We start from the raw sequence: 21310 nt of genomic DNA, 5'->3' as shown, positions 1-21310 counted from the left end.
AGAAGGACAAGCGGGGAGGATGTGGGCCGTTACGGCAACTGATCGACAGTCAAGCCCAGTTCGCTTAAGCGGAATCGGTGCCTCTCGCCGGTTCGCACCCACGTACCGTCTTCCCGGGTCATGTTCAGCCGGAGGACAGTCTTGAGGGCGGCCATGTCGCGCCAGACGCTGTTTGCATCGCCCGCCACGCCGTCGACGAGTCGCTGCGGTACTGGGATCAGGTAGGGGACAAGCTGGCCCGGCTTCGGTCTGCGCTTGCGCTTGGAATCGAGTGCAAGCTTCTCCTTGAGGACCCCGTCCTCAAGGAGAGACCCTGGGTACAGGCACACCACATGCACCATCTCCTCGCCGAGCACGGAGGAGAGCAGTTCGGGCTCCATACCGGGGTGGTCGCGGCTCAGTAGGCCGAGGTCGCCATCAAGCTCGCGCGGCCCTGGCACCTGCAGCCAACCTGCAGTACCGGTGGCTCTTCGTTCTCGGACCGTCCGCCGGTTGTCCAGCTGCTGAAGCTCACGCGCCGCAGCCTTCCCCATCCTGTCGACGAGTTCGTCGGCGTACACCTCGTCCAACAGCAGGGGCACTTCCTCCGGCATGGAAATCGTCCTGCCGGCCCCCAGGACTATGTCAGTACGCCGCACCAGCGCGACGTCGTCCAGTTCAGACTTGTTGTCCGCTCGGAGCACCACGAGCCGCGGCTGGTCACCCGCGCCCTGTGCCGCACGGGCCAGCAGGTCCGCGAGCGGCGCCGGCCCCGATACGACGAGGTCGAATCGCAGACCTCTGACGTGTTCCAGCATTGGCGTCGTCACCAGCGCGGAAGGGCCGCTGATGCCGCCGTCGGGAGAGAAGGTGTTCCGGCAGGCCGCGAGACGCCGCCATCGGTCCTTGTTGCGCATCTGTTCATGAACCAGGGTCACATCGAGGCCGGACAGGTCCTGCGAGAGCTGACGGAACGTACGGATGGCTTCCGCAGGCGTCGACCGGTAGACGACGGCCCTGCCGTTGCCGGCCTCGACCAGGGGTACAAGAGCCGCCTGGATCTCGTCGTACGGTGCACCATCAAGGACCTTGATGCTGAGCGTGCTGGCGCGGACGGCTCCCGCAGGCTGCCGAGGCAGGTGCCCGCCTCCGGACTGAGCATCCACGAACGACCACGCCGGCAGCCGGCGAGGCTGCACCATCGGCTCCTTGCCCCCTCCAGCGCCACGGCGATAGGCCGCCAGCATCGCATCAACCGACTTGTCCGCAGACATCGCGGCCAGGACAACTGGAATCCGCAGCGCAGCGGCCCACTCCAGAAACCGGAGCATCAGCTTCTGCCCCCAGGCACCGCGGGCATGGGCCTCGTCCACCACGACGACCTTGCCGGAGAAAGCAAAGAGTCGCATCACGTTGAACTTCACCGGCATGACCGCCTGGAGAAGTTCGTCCACCGTCCCCGTGCCCAGCGCAGCAAGCAGCGCGCGGTGATGGGAGTTGAGCCAGCTGTTCGCTGCCGGGGCCCACTCCTCACCAGGCTCCGCGCTGACATCACCGGGCGCATGGGCTTGCGCCCACTGCTTCGCGGCTTCCGCCGGCTTCAACCGCGAAGAGCTGTGGAGCAGGAGCGACCGCCAGGGGCCCGTCAGGGCCTGCTCAGCGAAAGCATGCACCTGCGCCATGTGGCTGTCGGCCGATGAACCGGTCGGCAGCGCATAGAAAAGACCGCGCGCGTCCGCTGCATGCCCGAGGACCGCCGCTGCGCGAAGAGCCGCTTCCGTACGCTCCTCCGACGGCGAAGACGTCACCACCACCAGGCCCGGCCCGTGTTCGGTCACCAAATCAGGCAGCTGGCCCTCCATGCTGGCCAGAAGGCTGGTCTCACCCGCACATTGAACCGGGTCTGGCCGGGCGAAACCCGTCCCGAGCAGGTCGGTCTTCTGCACCAGACGGAGAGCCGCTTCGCGGGTGATCTTCCAGTAAGCGTCCAGGTCTTCAGGAGCCCCAGCCCATCCCTCCTCCTTGAGTCTGGCCCGAATCTCTACTTCGATGCTGGCCAGCCAGTCCGACAGGGTCACCAGCCCCGTCAGAACGACAGCCGCTCCCGGCGTCATCCGCCCTTGCGGAACCGAGGTCGCCCCTGTCACTCTGCGCACCTCGTCAAAGTGGACCCGCCGCTGCTCCTCCCAACTACCCGTGCCCAGACCGGGGTGACGGGCGACAGGGCACCTATAGTCCTTGCCGTGGACGGCCGGGTGGTAGCGACCGCCGTGCCCACCGAGCATCTGGGCCACCGCGTGACTGAGCTGGGACTGCGGACGCCGCTTCGACGACGGATAGCCGATCTCCTCGAAGATCCCCGCCAGCCACCAGTGCGCTGCCGCCTCGTGCGACTGCCTGTCCTGCGTGGCGCCAGCCGCGAATCCGTACCCCTGCTCACCGCCCAGCTCCTGTGCCAGCAGCTCTCCATCCGCGTTCTTCGGGCCGCTCCGGTGGAGTTGGAACGGCACGCTGATCTTCCCGATGTCGTGCAGTCCCGCCCAGAACGCCGCGAGCGCCCGCACCTCCTCGTCCGGAACCTGCAGTGCCCCGACCACCATGCTCCGCTGGTGCGAGGTCAGCAGTTCATCCCAGACGACCTCCGCGACGGCTGCCGTATCCAGCAGATGACAGATCAAAGGGTGCGTGCGGTGAGCCCCGCGGGCGTTCTTGCCCAGCCCGGCAGCCTTGCCCCACAGGCGGGAGTCCAGGGACATGGGGTGCTCCTTGTCGCGGATGCAGTGCAGGTGTGCCTCAAAAGGTCGCGGCAGAAAGACTCGACCGCAACTCCCCCTTCATCCTGCTGCACCTCTTTGAAGACCGGAGGGGGGAAATTCCCTCAAGCATTGCCACACCAACGTGTCTCCGCCGTAGAGTACATACCGCTGCACGCCTCCCTGGGAGGTGCGCGGAACCTCATTGACTCTCCAGGCGACGACAACGCCGAGACGAACGCACGACCCTCCCGAGGGATGTGGCGCAACCTCGGCCCAGTCTGCGCTCTGGAGATGCAGTGTCCCGGTTCCTGCACAGGTTCGTCCTGCGCCGCGAGGTACTTCTCGGTACCTCACGCGTAGTGGTCAGCGCGGTGATCCGTGCTCTGATCAGCGAACTCGTCAGCTGGCTCTTCTGAGCCAACGGTGACGGACCCCAGGGGTCCGTCACCTCTTGTGTGCAAACGATCCCCGCTGGCCGAACACGTTCTGCGCAGCCGGGTTACGCCGCAGGACGAGATATCCGGCTACAAGCGGATGATGCCGACTCCACGCGAGCGGAGGTGACCCCGCCCTCACTGCTGCGCCGGACGGCACGCGTCGCCTCGAGCGTGTCGACGTATGAGGGCCTGGGCGTGCAGCAGGGCCCCAACAGCACGCTCGTGTCCTACCTCAACAAGCTGGCCAGGTGGCCCGCCCCTCCGAGACTTGCCCTCCCCGCCTACGCGGGGGTGTTCCAATCACTTGGAGGTCGAGCTGACCGGCGCGGCCGTCCTCCCCGCCGACGCGGGGGTGTTCCGCGGCAGCGCGCGGACCGCATCCTGTCCCGGCTGTCCTCCCCGCCGACGCGGGGGTGTTCCGGTCATGGACCTCACCCCCGACACCCCGCTGGTGTCTTCCCCGCCGACGCGGGGGTGTTCCGCGGGTGGGCGGTGTGGAGACGGCCCTGGCCTCGTCTTCCCCGCCGACGCGGGGGTGTTCCGTCCGGGCGCAGCAAGGAACGGCAAGACGCGGCGTCTTCCCCGCCGACGCGGGGGTGTTCCGCTGCTGGCCACGGCCGGCCCGAAGACGACGACGTCCTCCCCGCCGATGTGGGGGTGTTCCGATGTTCGGGTACTGCACGCTGGACGCGGGGGAGTTCTCCCCGCCGATGCGGGGGTGTTCCGGGGAGCGACTGGTGGGCCTGTTCCGACTCATCGTCCTCCCCGCCGACGCGGGGGTGATCCGTCACCGACGATGCACAGCACCGCGAGGGTGCCGTCCTCCCCGCCGACGCGGGGGTGATCCGGTTCGGTACTGCAATGCCGACACTTTCACACAGTCCTCCCCACCGACGTGGGGGTGTTCCGCTGAAACTGCCCCGGACGGCCGACGCGCAGTAGTCCTCCCCACCGACGTGGGGGTGTTCCGCCGCCTGACGGGACGACAAAGCCCCCGCCTCGGTCCTCCCCGCCGACGTGGGGGTGCTCCGAACAGCCGGCGCGACTGCCGCTGGGAGTACGGGTCCTCCCCGCCGACGTGGGGGTGCTCCGGAGCGCACGACACATGCAGGAGACTACCGAGCGTCCTCCCCGCCGACGCGGGGGTGTTCCGGTTCGTGGAACTCAGCAGCAGCTCGGTGCCCAGTCCTCCCCACCGACGTGGGGGTGTTCCGCACGTCCTGGAGCCGCTCACCGTCGCCGCGCTGTCCTCCCCACCGACGTGGGGGTGTTCCGGCGTACTGCCAGGTCTTCGGGCCGGTCAGGCCGTCCTCCCCGCCGACGCGGGGGTGTTCCGGCGCTCGGGATCAAGTCGCCGTCGCAGGTGATGTCCTCCCCGCCAACGCGCGGGGGTGTTCCGCGCTGATCTCCGCCTACGAGTACCTGCTCAAGGTCCTCCCCGCCGACGTGGGGGTGTTCCGTTCGGACAGCTCGACGCGACCGACCTGACCGGATCCTCCCCGCCGACGCGGGGGTGCTCCGTGGGCATGGATCACCAGCAACCGCATCACCCCCGCCACGTGGCCCGGCATCACCCCCACCCGCGTCGTCGTCGCCGCCGACCACGCCGGCGGCGACAGCCTCCGCAACGATGAAGTCGGCCTTGCCTCCGCGGCTCGTGACAGCGAGGGATACATGTACGCCCTCGACGACCGCTCCCGCACCATGGGCGCCGACACCTGGGGCACCGAGGTTTGCCAGCTCGCCATCGACCGGCAGGCGGACGCGATCCTGGTGGAGAACAACTTCGGCGGCGACATGGCCCGCCAGATCGTCACCCAAGCCTGGTCCGAGTTCGAACGGCAAGGCGAGACGAAGGGCCTCCTCATACCGGCCATCGTCGAAGTCCACGCCAAGCAGGGCAAACGCCTGCGCGCCGAGCCCATCGCCCAGCTGTACAAGCAGGGCAAGGTCCATCACGTCGGCGAGCACACCGAACTCGAGGGCCAGATGGTCACCTGGCTCCCAGGGATGGACAGCCCCGACCGAATGGATGCCGCAGTGCACGCGCTGACCGAGCTCGCCAACCCGTCACAGTCCGGCCTAGGCGTCGGGCAATACAGCGATCAGCGACTCAGGGGCCGTCGCTAGGCCGTCGCTGGGCCGTCGCTTGCGGTGATCAAGTAGCCGCACAGCGCTGCACAGCGATTCACGAACCATGACAGACCTACACAGAGACACCCCGCCCAGTCGAGTGAAATCACTGATCCGGAAAGTTGCCAGGCCCGAGAAAACGCCTGAACGGCCCGTAGACGCGTTGGAGGTTGCAGGAAGGAAATCAGTCTCGCCACTTTGGAGATTTTCGGTACTCCGACTTTTCTAGGTATGCTGGCAACAGCCGACCGTGAAAGTTGGCGGACAACGCAGAACCGCCCCCCTCGTCAGGGGAGCGGTCCTGGTTTCTCACACGGGCGCCGGACGCGGAGCTACTGCTTCGACATCACCTGGAGAGCCACCTCCAAGACCGCGATGACGAAGCACCAGAAGCTCCAGTCCGGCTGTTCGTTGTTGTTCACATGTCACCTCGTGTAGCGGATCGGTTCCGAAGGGACCGGAGTTCCGCCGTCCTCCGTCCCGCGGGAACACGGAGGCGGAGAAGCAACAGCGAGTGAACGAACACCCACTGCTGAGTTTACGGCCTCCGGGGGAGTACTCCGGACCACATCTCCCCCCTCACATAAGGGCAATTGGGACTTCCGTGATCGGTCCGGACTCATCCCAACGGGTGAATTCCCGCGCATACTGCCGACCTTCAGCGCCAGGCCGGGGGGGGAACCCACCCCTTCCGACGCCCGTACCCTGATCACAGGCGTGGGGCTGTCGAGGGTGAAGGGTGTGACCGGTGGGCCTCATGTCCCGCGCCAAGGCCGTGGTCATCGACGCGTGGTCCTGGCTCAACTACAAACCGATCTACGCCGACCCCCGCGGCATGCGCCACCGCCGCGCCTTCCCCGAGGCCAAAGCCTCCTGGGTCCCGGCCTCGGACGAACGCCGCCTCGCCGCCTCGCCGCCTCGCCGCCTACAAGCTCCTAGCCTCCTACGACAACAACCAGGCCGCTTCCTCCCGCCGACGCGGGGGTGTTCCGTGGCCGGTGATGGTGTAGGCGAGGACGCAGAAGTCCTCCCCGCCGATGCGGGGGTGCTCCGTCGAGGACCCGGTTCTCCGCCGTGTCGGTCAGGTCCTCCCCGCCGATGCGGGGGTGCTCCGAACGCCAAGCCGGACGGGGTGTTTGCGCTCCAGTCCTCCCCACCGACGTGGGGGTGCTCCGCCGACCTGTCGCGCCATCCCGCCCAGCATCAGGTCCTCCCCACCGACGTGGGGGTGTTCCGCCCGGCCAGCTGCCCGAACCGCGGGGGTGAGCGTCCTCCCCGCCGACGCGGGGGTGTTCCGCCCTTGGTCAGCGGCTGCATCGTGAAGCCGGAGTTCTCCCCGCCGACGTGGGGGTGTTCCCTCGGCACCACCGCCGACCTGGCGGACCTCGAGGTTCTCCCCGCCGACGCGGGTATGTTCCGCCCGGCTCAGCGGTCGTCAGCATGTGCTCGACGTCCTCCCCGCCGACGCGGGGGTGTTCCGGCCGTCAAGCTCGCGGCGGCGGGGGCGGCCGCGTCCTACCCACCGACGTGGGGGTGTTCCGAACGAGTACGACTGGGACGGGAGCAACAACGTGTCCTCCTCGCCGACGCGGGGGTGTTCCGGTGACGTGGCCGGAACCGGGGCGGCTTTGTCGAGTCCTCCCCGCCGACGCGGGGGTGTTCCGCCTGAGTCCATGTAGCGGGTGAGGGTTTCGGTGTCTTCCCCGCCGACGCGGGGGTGTTCCGACGTTCATCAACGGCCGCATGGTCGAGGGCGTGTCCTCTCCGCCGACGCGGGGGTGCTCCGACGCTCACCGCCCACCCTTCCCGGTTCGTCCAGTTCTCCCCGCCGACGCGGGGGTGCTCCGCAGCGCACCGAGTGGGAGCGGGCGTGGCGGCAGTCCTCCCCGCCGACGCGGGTGTGCTCCGTCGGCCTGCCCGTTCGACACCAGCCCGGCCAGGTCCTCCCCGCCGACGCGGGGGTGCTCCGACGTCCTCGACCGCGGCGAAGCACCTCGGCTTTGTCTTCCCCACCGACGCGGGGGTGTTCCGTGGGCCGCCTACTTCCCGGCTCTGCCGTCCGCGTCCTCCCCGCCGACGCGGGGGTGCTCCGCCGGGCCTGCTGCCCGAGGAGAACGACAGGCCGTCCTCCCCGCCGACGCGGGGGTGTTCCGCCGGCGCCCAAGCCGAAGTACACCCCGCCGACGTCCTCCCCGCCAACGCGGGGGTGTTCCGTCCCCGATCAGGTCCAGGTTCAGCGTCCGCTCGTCTTCCCCGCCGACGCGGGGGTGTTCCGGCCGGGTCGTCGGTGAGCAGGTACCAGGCATCGTCCTCCCCGCCGATGCGGGGGTGTTCCGGTGATCGGTAACCCGAGTTCCGTCGTGATCAAGTCCTCCCCGCCGACGCGGGGGTGTTCCGGGGCAGACGATGGTCGCCAGCTCCCTTCTTGGGTCCTCCCCGCCGATGCGGGGGTGTTCCGACGGTGCGCTTCGGGTCCAGGCTGAGCCCGCCGTCCTCCCCGCCGACGCGGGGGTGTTCCGCGGCCGGCCAACTCGCCTTGGACACGCCGTGAGTCTTCCCCGCCGACGCGGGGGCGTTCCGGGCGCGCCCTGCGGGTCGATCGTGTTGACGAAGGCCTTCCCCGCCGACGCGGGGGTATTCCGGTGATGCGTCCGCCGTCGCGGTGGAACCACAGCTCCTCCCCGCCGACGCGGGGGTGTTCCGCTCATCTGGATGCCGGCCTGGGTGAGGGTGTGGTCTTCCCCGCCGACGCGGGGGTGTTCCGCCCGAGCACTCCGTGACCGCCGCGGTGCTGTGGTCTTCCCCGCTGACGCGGGGGTGTTCCGTTGATCGGGTGGGGCAGGGTCCACTCCAGGACGTCTTCCCCGCCGACGCGGGGGTGCTCCGCCCACGGAGGAAACAGGCCCATGCCTTCTTCTGTCCTCCCCGCCGACGCGGGGGTGTTCCGATGGGGCTGCTGTTCGGGGCGGAGACGGATGAGTCTTCCCCGCCGACGCGGGGGTGCTCCGCTGCGCGCCCTGCTCGCTGAACAGTGGCAGCAGTCCTCCCCGCCGAGGCGGGGGTGTTCCGATGATGATGAAGGGGATGCAGCTCGACGTCCCGTCCTCCCCGCCGACGCAGGAGTGTTCCGTCGGCCTGCCCGTTCGACACCAGCCCGGCCAGGTCCTCCCCGCCGACGCGGGGGTGTTCCGCCCATGGTCGACGGCTTCATGACGGGCGTCCGGTCCTCCCGGCCGACGCGGGGGTGTTCCGTCGCTGATCGTGAGCGTGAAGTCGCTGCCGTCGTCCTCCCCGCCGACGCGGGGGTGATCCGTCCCCGACCTGTACCGCGTCGTACGGGCGTGACGTCTTCCCCGCCGACGCGGGGGTGTTCCGCACCGTACAAAAGTTGGCGCCGTGTGCGCGAGGTCTTCCCCGCCGACGCGGGGGTGTTCCGGTGTTCGCGTTCGTGCCCCTGGCCGCCGCGCTGTCCTCCCCGCCGACGCGGGGTGTTCCGTAGTCGCCGGTGCTGGACACGCCCGTTTCGAAGTCCTCCCCGCCGACGCGGGGGTGATCCGTCCTCGACGTCAAGGTCGAGGAGCTGAGCGAGGTCCTCCCCACCGACGCAGGGTGTTCCGCCGATGGATCAGGGTGCGGCTCTTTCCCACTCGCCCTCCCCGCCGACACGGGATATCTCACCCAAGGCTGGCAGGGAGGGGCTGGGGGCGGGCCGTCGGTCCTGCCGGTATCCCGCTACCGCTTCGGGCGCCGGCTTCCAACCCTCACACGACAGCTCGCAACTGTTCGTCCAAGATCGTCGCCGCCTTGGTGATGCTTCCGGGCATGAGGTGCCTGTACGTGCGGTAGGTGACCTGGATCGACGTGTGCCCCATCCACTCCGCCACGTCCGTGATGGGAATGCCGTGGCTCAGCGAGTTGGACGCAAAGAAGTGCCGGAAGCTGTACATTCCGACGCCTTCCGCCGGCGGGAGGGCCTTGAACAGCTTCGACACCCGGTATCGCTCGTTCGGTTCGCTGAAGGGCCCTTTCGGCCCCCTCAAGAGGTAACCGTCCTCCGTGGTCCCGTGCTCTTCCGCGAATCGTTCGATGGCGTCCTTGACCGTACGCGGCAGGGGCACCTCCCGGAACTCGCCTTCCTTGCGGTGTTTGAGCTTCGCCAACTGGTGTGTGCTGGAGTGCACCTGCTCGGTCACCCGGTACACGTCGTCCGCGACGATGTTGTTCGCGTTCACCGCACGCGCCTCGCCGTTGCGGAGCCCGCAGCCGACCATCAGGACTATCTCCAGCGCCAACTTGTAGTCCGCCACCTGGATCGCTCTGGCGATGTACTCGACGTCAGGGATGGCTACCCGCTGTGGGGCGTACTCGGGTTTCTGCACTCCGCGCAGAGGGTTATCAGCAATGGCCCCCTTCTCAAACGCATCCCGGAGGAGAGCCGACAGGGCCCGGTAGACGTTCAACTGGTGTCCACGGCCCACCCCCTCCGCCTCCAAGTGATCGAGAAAATCCTCCACCACGGTCGGTGTCACCGCATTCAGCTTCCGCGATCCGATCACCGGGTTGATCTGTACCTTGAAATGGCTCGCCAGGTTTTTCGCGGTCGAGTACTCGGTCATCTGGCGCTGCCGGGGCAACCACGTCCGGGCGTACTCCTCTATCGTCTGATGCCCCAGTTCCCGTCGCGCCTCCGCCACCGAGGGAGACATCTTCTTCCGGTCGGCGTACAGCTCCGTCAGCCTTTCGACCGCCGCGTCCTGGGTCCGGTACCCGGTTTCCTCTCGCTGTTTTCCCCGAGCGTCGCGAAACCGGATGGTGTAGGCGTGCGGGCAACGGCTGGGCTTGGGGCAGTCACAGGGCTTGGAGAAGGAGCCCATGCCGCGGGCGAGCTGACGAGCCAAGGAGTGACGCCTTCCGGAGGACGGGTGGACCAGCGGACCTGGTCCTGCTGACGCGCCCCGCGGTCGGCATGGCGGGGTCTCCCGCTCGCCGCTTGCTGGCTATTTGCTGACCTGGGGCTCAGCAATCATGCCCATGACCTGCACTGATGTCCATCCTTTAGATCTTCGGCAACAACGTCGAGGACCGGATGGGACATGTGCGGTACCTGCTGTTCTACCTGGTCTGCGGGTACGCGGCCGCATACGGATTCGCACTCACGAACCCCAACGCCACCACTCCCCTGATCGGCGCCTCGGGCGCCATCGCCGGCGTCCTCGGCGCCTACCTGGTCCTCTACCCGAGGGCCCGGGTCTGGGTCCTCGTCCCCTTCCTGATCTTCCTGCCGCTGCGGCTGCCGGCCTGGACCGTGCTGGGCCTGTGGTTCGTGCTGCAGGCGGTGTACTCCTCGGGCGGAGGTGTCTCCAGCGCCGGGGCGGTGGCGTACGCGGCCCACGTGGTCGGCTTCGTCGTGGGCATGCTGCTCGCCTGGCCCCTCAAGCCGGGCACTCCCCCACCGCCCGAACCGGGCGGCATCCTCTTCGGCCGCCAGGCGCGACGGGACTGGTAGGACCACACACCAGGAGCCGGGCAGCGCAAGAGAAACCTGAAGAATTTTGCGTAAGCAACATGTGCGTTACCGAGCCGACCGTCGATCGTTGATCGATTCAACCACTTGCATGTTTTGCCAGATCTTCGAGCCTCTGGCAGGACTCATGCTGACCCATTGCCGACTTTCCTGACGCCCCGCCAGGCAAGAAGCGCCCCACAGGAGTCACACCGAGCCCATCCCTCACGGCTCGGAGTGGAGGCCCCTAGGGGCTCACAGCCAAGTCCGACGGGGCCCCCGAGCACCCCCCGTCGAAGATGTCACATCACGAGGCGGCGCGGAACATAGCCGGAGTTCCCCGGTCAGCCAAACCGGCGATACTCCGCATCATTCTCCTACCTCGACCAGGCCGGTCGTCCGTCTTGGCGAATGGTCCTCGGGCCCCGATGAGTGCCTCACCGAATGGAAAGGACTGGGAGGCCGTCGTCCAGAGCCTGACCACTTGCTGGAACTCCGGTCCGGTGGAAGGACGGGTCAACCACATCAAGATGATCAAACGCCAGATTTTCGGACGAGCGAAACTTCCCCTCCCCCGGAAGCGGGTCCTGTGCACCGCAGCTCGAGGCAGCCACCGCCACCAGGCATGACCGGCCTTGAGAGAACGGCCTCATGAGTTCGAACGACGCCCAGATCGCGCAGGCGGAGCGCCGCTTCGGAGTCCGATTTCCCGAGGACTACCGCCGCTTCCTGGCCACGGAGGGGAGCATGGCCCGGTTCGTTCCCCCTGCGGACGACTTCCTGATGATCAATGCCATTGCGGAGCTCATCGAAGTCAATGAGGCCGGCGACTTCCAGAAACGCTTCCCCGGGAGCGTCGTCGTCGGCGGGGACGGAAGCCGCGAAATGCTCACCTACGACTTTCGGCAGGAACCCCCGCTTCTGGTCCTGCTCGACGTCTCCGCTCAGGACTGGTCGTCCGCCATCCACCAGGCAACTTCCCTCTCTGCCCTGCTTGAGCAGTTCCCCGAAACCGGATGGAAAGGGGACGACTCTGAGCCCTCGCCCTCCTGACAGGCGTCCTCACGGAATTTGCGCCTGATCCCCCGGCATTGCTTCTTCATCGGCTTGGCCGGGAACCGCCTCGCGGCCGCCGCGTCGCGCCGGAACCGCACGAGGATGTCCAGCACGTTTCCGTCCTGATCGACCGCGCGCCACAGGTAGTGCCGCACCCCGTTGATCTTCGCGAAGACCTCGTCGAGGTGCCGCTCGTCGTCGGCCCGCGGCCGGCGGCAGCGCAGCCCGGCGGCGTACTCGGGCCCGAACCGGGCGCACCATTGCCGGACCGTCTCGTGGGAGACGATCACGCCGCGGGCGAGCAGCAGCTCCTCGACCTCGCGGAAGGAGAGTGGGAAGCGGTGGTACAGCCACACCGCGTGCGCGATGATCTCCGCCGGGTACCGGAAGCCCTTGTACGACGGCGGCGCGGCCTCCATACGGCCCCTCCCCGGACCCGGCGGGCCAACCCGAAGATCACCGTACCGGCAAGCCCGCAATCAACCTGACAATGCCGCAGCGCTCCACCCTGGATGCCCTGTCCAACAGTTCGATTGAGTTTCGTACGTTCCAGCCGTCGTTTCGGTTGTGATCGGTATCGCATAGTCGAGAGGTGCCAAACCAGAGCCCTGTCATTGCGGACACCCTTGACCACCAGGCCCTCGATCGACTCATGTCGGAGCGGTACAGCTGCCGGGCTTTCCTGCCTCAGCCAGTACCCGAGGAGACGATCCGGAAGATCCTGACTACCGCCCAGAAGACCGCCTCGTGGAACAACATGCAGTCGTGGGGGGTACATCTCACCTCCGGCGAAGGTACCGAGCGCTTCCGTAAAGCACTATCGGAGCACGCCGCCACCGGCGCCGAGCACCGCCGCGACATCCCGGGCCCCCGTGAGTATGCCGGTGTCTATCTGGAGCGTCGCCGCGCCTGCGGCTTCGGCCTCTACAACGCCGTCGGCGTAGAGCGCGGCGACAAAGTGGGCTACGCCCGTCAGACCGGACGCAACTTCGTCTTCTTCGACGCTCCGCACCTCGCGGTCATTACCTGCGAGGAAGCGCTCGGTCCCTACAGTGCTGTCGACTGCGGAGGGTATGTCGCCAACTTCATGACCGCCGCGGCTTCCCTCGGTGTCGCGTCGATCGCCCAGGGGGCGTTGGGGGAATACGCCGACTTCATCCACGACCACTTGGGCATCCCAGACACCCGCCAGGTTGTTTGCGGCATCTCGTTCGGCTACCCCGACCGGGACCATCCGGCCAACTCGTTCCGCACCGACCGCGCCGACCTCTCCGAAGTCGTCACGTGGGTCAACGAATGACGTGACCGCGCATGCGGTGCCGCTTGAGGGGGTCGTCGTCGACCTGAGCCGGGCCTGGCCGGGCCGCAGGCGATGGTGATACTTGCCGACCTCGGGGCACGCGTGATCAAGGTCGAACGCCCCGAGGGCGACGACTCCCGGCGTTGAGGCCCACCCTTCATCGGCAACGCCGATGACCCGATCGCCGCCCACTACCTGTCGTGCAACCGCAACAGGAGTCGGTCACCGCCGACCTCAAGAGCGAAGACGGGAGACATTTCCTGGAGGCGCTGGTTCGCGTCGCAGATCTTCTCATCGAGAACTTCCGTCCAGGGGTCCTCCCTCAGCTCGGATTCAGTGAGGAGCGGTTGCGTGCGCTCAACCCCGAGCTGATGACTGCTCGCTCACCGGATTCGGGCACGACGGTCCGGAGAGCCAGCGGGTCGGCTACGACCAGAGCGCCCAGGACGAGACCGGGCTGGTGAGCATCACCGGCCCCCGCGGTGAGCCGACCAAGCTCCGCGTCTCGATCAGCGACCTGTTCATCGACATGAACGGAGCCCTCGGCATCCTCGCCGCGCTCTTCGAACGAGCTCGAACGGTCGGGCCCGGACAGTGCGCGCGAGCCTGCAGGCCAGCATCGTCGGCGTCCACTCCTACCAGGCGCTCATTACACCGTGGCCGGGCAGGTCCCGGTAGGCGAGGGCAATCGCCATCCGTCGATTGCGCCCTATGGCTCTTCGAGAACGGTGACTCACTGCTGCAGATCGCGTGCGGCAACGACTCGCTGTGGCACTGTCTGTGCGAGGTGGTTGGGACCGACGCGCAGGATCCCCACTTCGTCACCAACTGTGACCGCGTCACTCACCGTGCCCAGATCATCAAGCTGCTCAACGCCCAAGCTTCGTGAAGCGCCGCCCGCGCACTGGCTCGAGTTCTTTGAGCAGGTCGGCATACCGGCCGGTCTCGTGCGCACCTCGGCGAGGTGTACGAGTGGGACCAGAGGCCTTGAGGGCTTCTTCCAGGCGCCCACGATCCTCGCCGGCGTGGAGAATTCCTGGCGCGTTGCGCGTGGGGTCTTCGCTTCGGTGCTTGCGGTCATCCCGCGGCGTGAGAAGCACGAGGCCATCACCACCGCACGCCGCGTCGAGTCCGGTTGGGTCCAGGTCACCCAGGGCGGCGGGCAGGTCGTTGGCCAGCCCTGGGGCGAGTGCAAGGACTCTGGCATCGGACGGGTGTTCGCGATCGAGGGCGCCATCGAAGGCTTCACCCAGACCAAGCGGATCAACGTCAAGTTCACCGTCTGAGGCCGCGGGCATCGTCGGTCCCTCCGTTGGTTCATCCCTTGTCGAGGAGGTGGGCGCGGGCTGCGTCCTCCTCCACGACAGGGAAGAGCCGCAGGGCCAGAGTGACGAAGAAGCGCGCCTCGGGATCGTCGAGGTCGACCTTGAGCAGCTTACCGATCCGCTCGATGCGGTAGCGCAGCGTATTCACGTGGACCTGGAGCGCCCGCGCGGTATCGGCGATGCGTCGGTCACGCTCCAGGTAGACGCGAAGGGTGTGGGTCAGGTCCGACCCGCTGGCTGCATCGGCTTCGAGCAACGGGCCGAGGGTCTCGCGCACCGTGCCGCGAAGTGCCTCGACGCCGCCTATGTGGGCGAACAGGCGGTACATGCCCAGATCCTTGCTGGCGACCAGGTTGCGACCGCTGCTCGAGAACGCAGCCACTTGCCGGGCGAAGATCGCCTCCTTCACGGCCGCCGGGTAGTCGTCCGCGCCCCGGCAGACGGGACCAAGTCCTGCCTTCACCTGGTTGGGTCGACATGCGACCAGCAACTCGTTGATCTGCGCAGGAAGCTTCCTTTCCGCGTCCTGATCGGACACCGGCCAGAGCAGGAACGCCGCGCCCTTGTACGTCGTCGCCTGCCCACTGAAGGTCCGCGACCGCATCTCGCGCACGATCCGGTCCAGCAAGGGGCGACCGATGGGCTCCTTGGCGCTGATGCTGATCACCGCCCGAGGGACCTTCATGTCCATACCCAACAGTGCGGAGCGGCTCCAAAGCCGGCTGAGCTCGTCGGTGTCTGCGGTGAGGAGGCTGTGGACGAACTGGTCGGTGAGCCGGATCTCGGTCTCCATCGAGGCGCGCTGACGGGCGAAGTCGAGACCGACGACCTGTGCAAGGGTCCGCAGCGCCGACTCGGGGAGCCCGCCTTCTGCGGCGAGCTGCGCCTGTTCAGCGCCGGGGATGGGAACATGCAGGAGGGGAGGTTTCGTGGCGTCCTCGGAGATGTCGGAAGCGTGTTTCGCCGGCCCGGGTGTCGGAAGCCCGGCCACCCGCACGCGCGGGCCGAGGATGTCCGAAGTACCCTCCAATGCGACGTCAGCAGACTGGCCGCGCAGGAGGGCCAACGAGAGTGCGTCGACCGCCCGGTGGAACCGAGTTGCCGCCGCAGCTCGCTCAGCCTCGGCGCGCAGGTCCCTGAGCTGCTGGGCGATGCCGGCAACGCCGATGGCCATCCGCAACTCCGCCTCCGCGAACTCGCGTGCCGTGCGGGAAATGAGGACCACGACACCGCGGCTGCCCTCGCCGGGGATAGGTACGCCGGCTGCCGAGACGACGCCTTCGCGCCTGAGGAGCTCACGCCGGGAAGGAGGAGTGGACGTCTCGCGGAGGTAGTCCAGCAGGGCCACGGGCTCGCCCTGTGTGAGCACCATGCCGATGAGTCCCTCGTGGGCACTCATCCGCAGACTTCGGTGGGTCTCGGGCTGAAGGAAACCGGAGACGGCCTGGATGGTGACTTCGTCGCCCTCGACATCCATCCAGACTGCAGCGTCGACGCCGAGCATGGAGCGAGCCGCAACGAGAGCGGACGCGGGCACTTCCCGGGCGGTCGTCGTCTCGGCGATATCGCGTACAGCGATGAGGACATCGGCCGCGGACAACTCAGATGTCGGCATGTATGGAGAATACGACAAGGTGCAGATCCTTGGTCTGAACCAACCGAAGCGGGAGATCCGAATCCCGGATGCCTGCTCCGTGTTGGCCTACTGGGCCGGGAACCGCCGGCGCCAGCTCGGCGGACCGCTCCGCCTTCGCGGCTTGGATCCGGTGCCCGGCGTGCGGGACCACATGCAGCTCGGCGTGGGCAGGCGCTCGGTGAGGCAGTAGCCGCGAGTGGGGAATCGCGCGCTGTTTGACCGACTGGGCGTCGGACGAAACACACGAGGATCGGCTCATTTGCCGGTCGGATCGAACATAGTGCGGTCGGGCCTCGAGGCCGCAAGGTTGGGGTATGAATGACGCCACCTCACCCGCTGCTGTACCTGAGGTCCTTCCGCTCGTCGTGGTGGGAGCCGGCCCAGTGGGCCTGGTCGCCGCGCTCGCCGCCCGCCATCACGACCTCCCGGTGGTAGTGGTCGAAGCGGAGCCCGAGGACCGCATCCGACCCGGAAGCCGAGCCACGTTCATCTTCCGTGAGTCCCTGGACCTGCTCGAGCAGATCGCGCCCGGTGTGACCGAGCCCCTCATCCAGCAGAGCCGCTCATGGCTGGACCTGCGGACCACCTACGCCGGTCGCGAGGTTTATTACCGCCGCTTCCCGGCGGCGAAACCGGGACGCTTCGGCATCAGCCTTTCGCAGAAGGACCAGGAGGTCGTGCTCCTGGACCGCTGCCGACGCGAAGGCGTCGAGTTCCGCTGGGGCAACGGCCTCACGGATCTGGCCACGGATACCGAAGGCGTCACCCTGACCCTCGCGGATGGATCGCTGGTCCGCGCCTCCTACGTCCTGGCTGCGGACGGAGCCCGATCGACCGTCCGCAAGGCACTCGGCATCACCATGGACGGCGGACGCTCGGAATCGAGCTTCATCATCGTCGACGTCAGGGATGTCCCGGACAACCCGATGTCGCTGACCCGCACCTTCCACTACCGCCACCCCGCAGTCGGCGGACGCAACGTCCTCGTGGTCCCCTTCGGCGGTGGCTGGCGCTTTGATCTTGAGTGCAACCCCGGGGACAACGTCGAGGCATTCTCGTCCGAACCGGGCTTGAGTCAGTGGATCACCGCGGTCGCCGGGCCCGGGTACGCCGACGGCCAGATGTGGTCCTCGACCTACCGCTTCAACCACTCGGTGGCCTCGGCCTTCACCGACGCCAACTCGCGGGTGCTGCTCGCGGGGGAAGCGGCGCACCTCTTCCCGCCATTCGGCGGCGGTCGGGGCCTGAACTCGGGCATCCCGGACGCCATCTTCGAGATCGAGGCGATCGCCGATGCCCTGGCGGCTGGCGACACGGCAAAGTCCGCCGAGATCATCGACGCCATCGCGACCGAGCGACGAGACGCCGGCTTTGCCAACCGCGATGCGGCCGCGGCCGCCCTGGTCCACATGGAAGGCCGCGGCCTCTGGAACCGCACCAAGCAGCGGATGGCCGCTCTCATCGCACCGCATTACGAGCGCGCCGGCAGGTGGCTGGACCGTGCCCCGATGGGCCCGACCGCACCCGTCAGCCAGCGCTCCCGCTTCTGACAAGGACACACGGATGCGACACATCGACGGCCTTGATGGACTGCGCTCCCTCGTCGGGGAGCGAATCGGCGAGAGTGCCTGGGTCACGATCGACCAGGCTGCGATCAACACTTTCGCTGACCTCAGCTACGACCACAACTGGGTCCACACCGATCCCGAGCGTGCGGCGAGCTCGCCGTTCGGCAGCACGATCGCTCACGGGGGCCACTCGCTGGCCATCATCGGCGGGTTGCTGCAGCAGATCTTCCGGGTGGACCGGACCCGACTGATCCTCGCCTACGGCTTCGAGAAGGTCCGCTTCCCCGAGGCAGTGCCGTCCGGGTCGAAGCTACGCCTCGTCGTCGACCTCGCGGAGCTGCGGGAGCCGACGGCGGACGCGGTCGACGCCGTATGGCGGTGTGTGGTCGAGGGCGATGGCTTCGCCCGTCCGGCGTGTGCCGCCGACATGCTGATGCGCTACTACGGCGAGGCGTGAGCGACACTGCCCCAGGCAGACCACGAGGGGGTCGGTGCCGGTTCCGGCACCGACCCCCTCGTTCATTCGTCACTTGTGCAGCAGTGCCCGGATCCCGGGCTTGTCGAGCTTCCCAGTCGCATTCCGCGGCATCGTCGCAACGATCTCCAGCCGTCGCGGCAGTTTGTAGCGGGCGATCTGGGTGCCTGCGTACTCGCGAACCCGCTCCAGGGTGACCTCGGCTCCTTCGGTCGGGCAGCAGACCGCAACGACCGTCTCGCCCCACTCCCTGTCGGGCATCCCCACCACCGCCACGTCGCTGACGCCCGGCACTGCGCGGAGCACGCGCTCCACCTCTGCTGGGTAGACGTTCTCGCCGCCGGTGATGATGACGTCCTTGATGCGGTCGATGATGAAGAAGTAGCCGTCCTCGTCCTCATAGCCGATGTCGCCCGAGTGGAACCAGCCCTCGTCGTCGAACACGGCCGCGGTCGCGACGGAGTCCTCCCAGTATCCAGGGGTGACGTTCGGCCCGCGTACGACCAGTTCGCCCGGCGTCCCGGGCTCGACGAACTCTCCGGTTGCGGGGTCGACGACGCGTACCTCGGTGTAGGGCATGGGAACACCCGCCGAGCCGGGCTTGTCGAGCGTGGCCTCCACGGGCATGTGGGTAGCCGTCGGAGCGAACTCCGTGGCGCCCCACGCCTGCTGGATCGGCACCCCGCGTTCGGCGAACCGCCTGATCTGCTCGGGTGGCACCGGCGCGCCGGAGACGACGAGAGTCCGCAGACCTGACAGGCGGGACCACGCGTCCGGCACCGCCTCGAGCGCGTCAAGCATCGTCGGCACCGCGAACGTCGTCTTGACCTGGTAGCTCTCGATATCGTCGAGGAAGTCGACCGGGTCGAAGCGGCGTCGGATGAGGACCGTCCCGCCCCGGACCAGCGACCGCAGCGTGAAGCTGTTGAGCGCGCCGATGTGGAACAGCGGGGCGCCCGCGAGCGTGACGTCGCGACGCTGGGTGTCCATTCGGAGATCGGTGTTGAGCGAGTTCCACCACAGATTTCCGTGGGTCAGGACAATGCCCTTCGGTCGCCCGGTCGACCCGCTGCTGAAGAGGATGACAGCCGGATCGTCGAAATCCCGCGAGATCGCGGGCCCCCAGGCGGTCGCCGCCTTGGTCAGCTCACTCCAACTCTCCCATCGGCGCCGGCCCGCCTGCGCAGGCGCCTCCGGATCGTCATCGACGAGCAGGAGTGCCTTCAGCGCCGTCTGGTCCTTGATTTCATCGATCGCGTCGACGTACGCGCCTTCGCCGACCAGAACCGTGGCACCGCTGTGCTGGAGGGCTGACCGGAGCTCGGGGGCCGTGAGCCGGAAGTTCAACGGGACATAGATCGCTCCGAGGCGCATCGATGCGAGCATCGTGACGATGTAGGCGGAGCTGTTCATGCCGAGGTAGGCGACGCGGTCGCCGGCCGCGATCCCGTGCTCGGCGAACACGGACGCAGCGCGCGCTGCGCGGTCCTCGAGCTCTCCGTAGGTGAGGTTGCCGCCGGCGTAGATGAGCGCGCTCGAGTCACGGAAGTACTTCGCGTTCCTGCTGACCGACGTGGCGGGGTTGATGTCTGCATGCATGGTGATGTCCCGAGTCACTGCTGGACCTCGCGGCGAAGGATGGCTTCGGCCTGGGCGTCGCCGGCGAGACCCGGCGGCGCCGGAAGGGGATCGGAGGCGGATGCTGCATCGGTCGCCGGGGTGTGCAGGTCGTCGAGGCTCAGTCGCGACGTCTCTCGCAGCGCCAGGACGCAGCCGATCGAGATCAGGCAAAGCACCGCCATGATGATCGAGACCATCAGCGGGCCGCCACTGAAGGAAACGACAGAGGCGAAAACGCCGGGGGCGAGGCCGCCGCCGATGGCCGAGACCTGGAACCCGAGCGAGGCGCCGGTGTACCGGTACCGCGTCGGGAAGAGCTCGGCGTACAACGCCGCCAGCGGGCCGAACCAGCACGACAGGAGAATTCCCTGACCGACGACGACCGCCAGCACGAGGAGGGCAGTCGAGCCGCTGTCGATGAGCGGGAACAGAACAAAGGACCAGATGGCCAGTGAGCCGGCGCCGGCGGCGACGAGGGCGCGGCGACCGAAGCGGTCCGAGAGCCCGCCGGCGATGAGAGTGGCGATCACGGCGACCACTGACGACGTCGTCAGTGCATTGAGCACGGTCTGCCGCTCGAACCCGTGGTTGACGGCGTAGGCGATGACGAACGTCGTCAGAGTGGCCTGGGAGACGAAGTAGCCGACCCCCATACCGATCGAGAGGGCGAGGTTCTTCGGGTGGTGCCGCAGTACGTCCAGCAACGGCAGACGGGACGGGGCCGACTTGACGGCGCCGGTGAACGCAGGCGGCTCATCGAGCCGCAGCCGCACGACCAGGCCGATCACCAGCAGCACCGCGCTGAACAGGAACGGGATGCGCCACCCCCAGCTGATGAACTCGGCATTGCTCATCGCCCCCGAGCACAGCGTCAGGATCGCGGTCGACAGCACCATGCCGCTCGGAGCTCCGGCGTTACCGAAGCTGGCCCAGAGGCCGCGGCGGGAGGTGGCATGCTCGGCCGCCATCAGAACGGCGCCGCCCCACTCGCCGCCAACGGCGATGCCCTGGATCACGCGCATGAAGACCAACAGCACCGGGGCCCACGCGCCGATCGATGCATAGGTCGGGAGCAGGCCGATGAGCGTGCTGGCCACACCCATAATCGTCATGCTCAGGACCAGCATGCGCTTGCGGCTGACTCGGTCACCGAAGTGGCCGAAGATCACGCCGCCCAGCGGCCGGGCGATATAACCCGCCGCCAGCGTGCCCAGACTTGCGATCGTCGCCAGTGCGGGGCTCAGGTCTGAGAAGAAGACTTTATCGAAGACCAGTGCCGACGCCGTGGCGTAGAGCAGGAAGTCGTAGTACTCGATGGTGGTGCCCAGATAACCGGACACGACGGCCAGGCGTAGTTGCTGACGCTGGCTCTTTACAGCCGCGGTTGTTCCCATGTAGGGGTCCCCTCTTAAAACAATCAGCCAGCGTGACGGCAGTCACAACTGATGCACGACAACAATGAGGGCAGGCACTCGCGGGAAGCGACGTACAGACCGGACGAAAGCTGCCTCGCGGATTGGCC

The 21310-nt window shown here is 67.6% G+C and carries 12 protein-coding genes and 3 pseudogenes; 9 read left to right on the top strand and 6 right to left on the bottom strand.

Annotation, left to right across the window (positions count from 1 at the left end):
* Positions 1-29: 29 nt before the first annotated feature.
* Complete coding sequence (locus OHB56_RS32885; protein ID WP_406357222.1) at positions 30-2735, bottom strand: CRISPR-associated endonuclease Cas3''; 2706 nt, start codon at positions 2733-2735, stop codon at positions 30-32.
* Between the two features lie 2111 nt (positions 2736-4846).
* Here OHB56_RS32885 and OHB56_RS32880 point away from each other — a divergent pair.
* Complete coding sequence (locus OHB56_RS32880) at positions 4847-5302, top strand: hypothetical protein (protein ID WP_406357220.1); 456 nt, start codon at positions 4847-4849, stop codon at positions 5300-5302.
* 3764 nt (positions 5303-9066) lie between these two features.
* Here the strand turns inward: OHB56_RS32880 and OHB56_RS32875 are convergent.
* On the bottom strand, positions 9067-10203 hold the full coding sequence (locus OHB56_RS32875; protein ID WP_406357218.1) for a tyrosine-type recombinase/integrase: 1137 nt from the start codon (positions 10201-10203) through the stop codon (positions 9067-9069).
* 161 nt (positions 10204-10364) lie between these two features.
* Between OHB56_RS32875 and OHB56_RS32870 the strand changes: the two are divergent.
* A pseudogene (locus OHB56_RS32870) lies at positions 10365-10811 on the top strand (rhomboid family intramembrane serine protease); the annotation flags it as partial.
* 648 nt (positions 10812-11459) lie between these two features.
* Positions 11460-11861 carry an SMI1/KNR4 family protein gene (locus OHB56_RS32865; RefSeq protein WP_406357216.1) on the top strand — a complete coding sequence of 134 codons (402 nt, stop codon included), beginning with the start codon at positions 11460-11462 and terminating at the stop codon, positions 11859-11861.
* A 23-nt stretch (positions 11862-11884) separates the two neighbouring features.
* Here the strand turns inward: OHB56_RS32865 and OHB56_RS32860 are convergent.
* A pseudogene (locus OHB56_RS32860) lies at positions 11885-12283 on the bottom strand (IS6 family transposase); the annotation flags it as partial.
* Positions 12284-12456: 173 nt separating this feature from the next.
* On the opposite strand from OHB56_RS32860, the gene OHB56_RS32855 reads away from it, so the two are divergent.
* From OHB56_RS32855 to OHB56_RS32840, 4 genes and pseudogenes are all read left to right on the top strand, one after another.
* Complete coding sequence (locus OHB56_RS32855; protein ID WP_406357214.1) at positions 12457-13164, top strand: nitroreductase; 708 nt, start codon at positions 12457-12459, stop codon at positions 13162-13164.
* 54 nt (positions 13165-13218) lie between these two features.
* On the top strand, positions 13219-13311 hold the full coding sequence (locus OHB56_RS32850) for a CoA transferase (protein ID WP_406359256.1): 93 nt from the start codon (positions 13219-13221) through the stop codon (positions 13309-13311).
* A 53-nt stretch (positions 13312-13364) separates the two neighbouring features.
* Positions 13365-14053 (top strand): annotated as a pseudogene (locus OHB56_RS32845) (CoA transferase).
* Positions 14054-14189: 136 nt separating this feature from the next.
* Entirely contained in the window at positions 14190-14450 is a 261-nt protein-coding gene (locus OHB56_RS32840; RefSeq protein ID WP_406357213.1) for a hypothetical protein, read from the top strand.
* Between the two features lie 31 nt (positions 14451-14481).
* Here OHB56_RS32840 and OHB56_RS32835 read toward each other — a convergent pair whose 3' ends face one another.
* Positions 14482-16104, bottom strand: coding sequence for a helix-turn-helix domain-containing protein (locus OHB56_RS32835; RefSeq protein WP_406357211.1), 1623 nt, complete (start codon positions 16102-16104; stop codon positions 14482-14484).
* 335 nt (positions 16105-16439) lie between these two features.
* On the opposite strand from OHB56_RS32835, the gene OHB56_RS32830 reads away from it, so the two are divergent.
* Positions 16440-17675 carry an NAD(P)/FAD-dependent oxidoreductase gene (locus tag OHB56_RS32830; protein WP_055626780.1) on the top strand — a complete coding sequence of 412 codons (1236 nt, stop codon included), beginning with the start codon at positions 16440-16442 and terminating at the stop codon, positions 17673-17675.
* A 13-nt stretch (positions 17676-17688) separates the two neighbouring features.
* Positions 17689-18150, top strand: a complete 462-nt coding sequence (locus tag OHB56_RS32825) for a MaoC family dehydratase (RefSeq protein WP_326755493.1) — start codon at positions 17689-17691, stop codon at positions 18148-18150.
* 69 nt (positions 18151-18219) lie between these two features.
* Here the strand turns inward: OHB56_RS32825 and OHB56_RS32820 are convergent, their stop codons facing one another.
* Both OHB56_RS32820 and OHB56_RS32815 read right to left on the bottom strand, forming a co-directional pair.
* A complete protein-coding gene (locus tag OHB56_RS32820; protein WP_326755492.1) occupies positions 18220-19767 on the bottom strand; it encodes a long-chain fatty acid--CoA ligase in 1548 nt (515 codons plus the stop codon).
* Between the two features lie 14 nt (positions 19768-19781).
* Positions 19782-21128 carry an MFS transporter gene (locus tag OHB56_RS32815; RefSeq protein ID WP_406357209.1) on the bottom strand — a complete coding sequence of 449 codons (1347 nt, stop codon included), beginning with the start codon at positions 21126-21128 and terminating at the stop codon, positions 19782-19784.
* Between the last annotated feature and the right edge of the window lie 182 nt (positions 21129-21310).

It is taken from the genome of Streptomyces sp. NBC_01635, from assembly GCF_045209715.1.
Classification (GTDB): Bacteria; Actinomycetota; Actinomycetes; order Streptomycetales; family Streptomycetaceae; genus Streptomyces; species Streptomyces hirsutus.
Note: the sequence above shows the minus strand (reverse complement) of the source record. Positions and strands in the feature narration are given on the sequence as shown.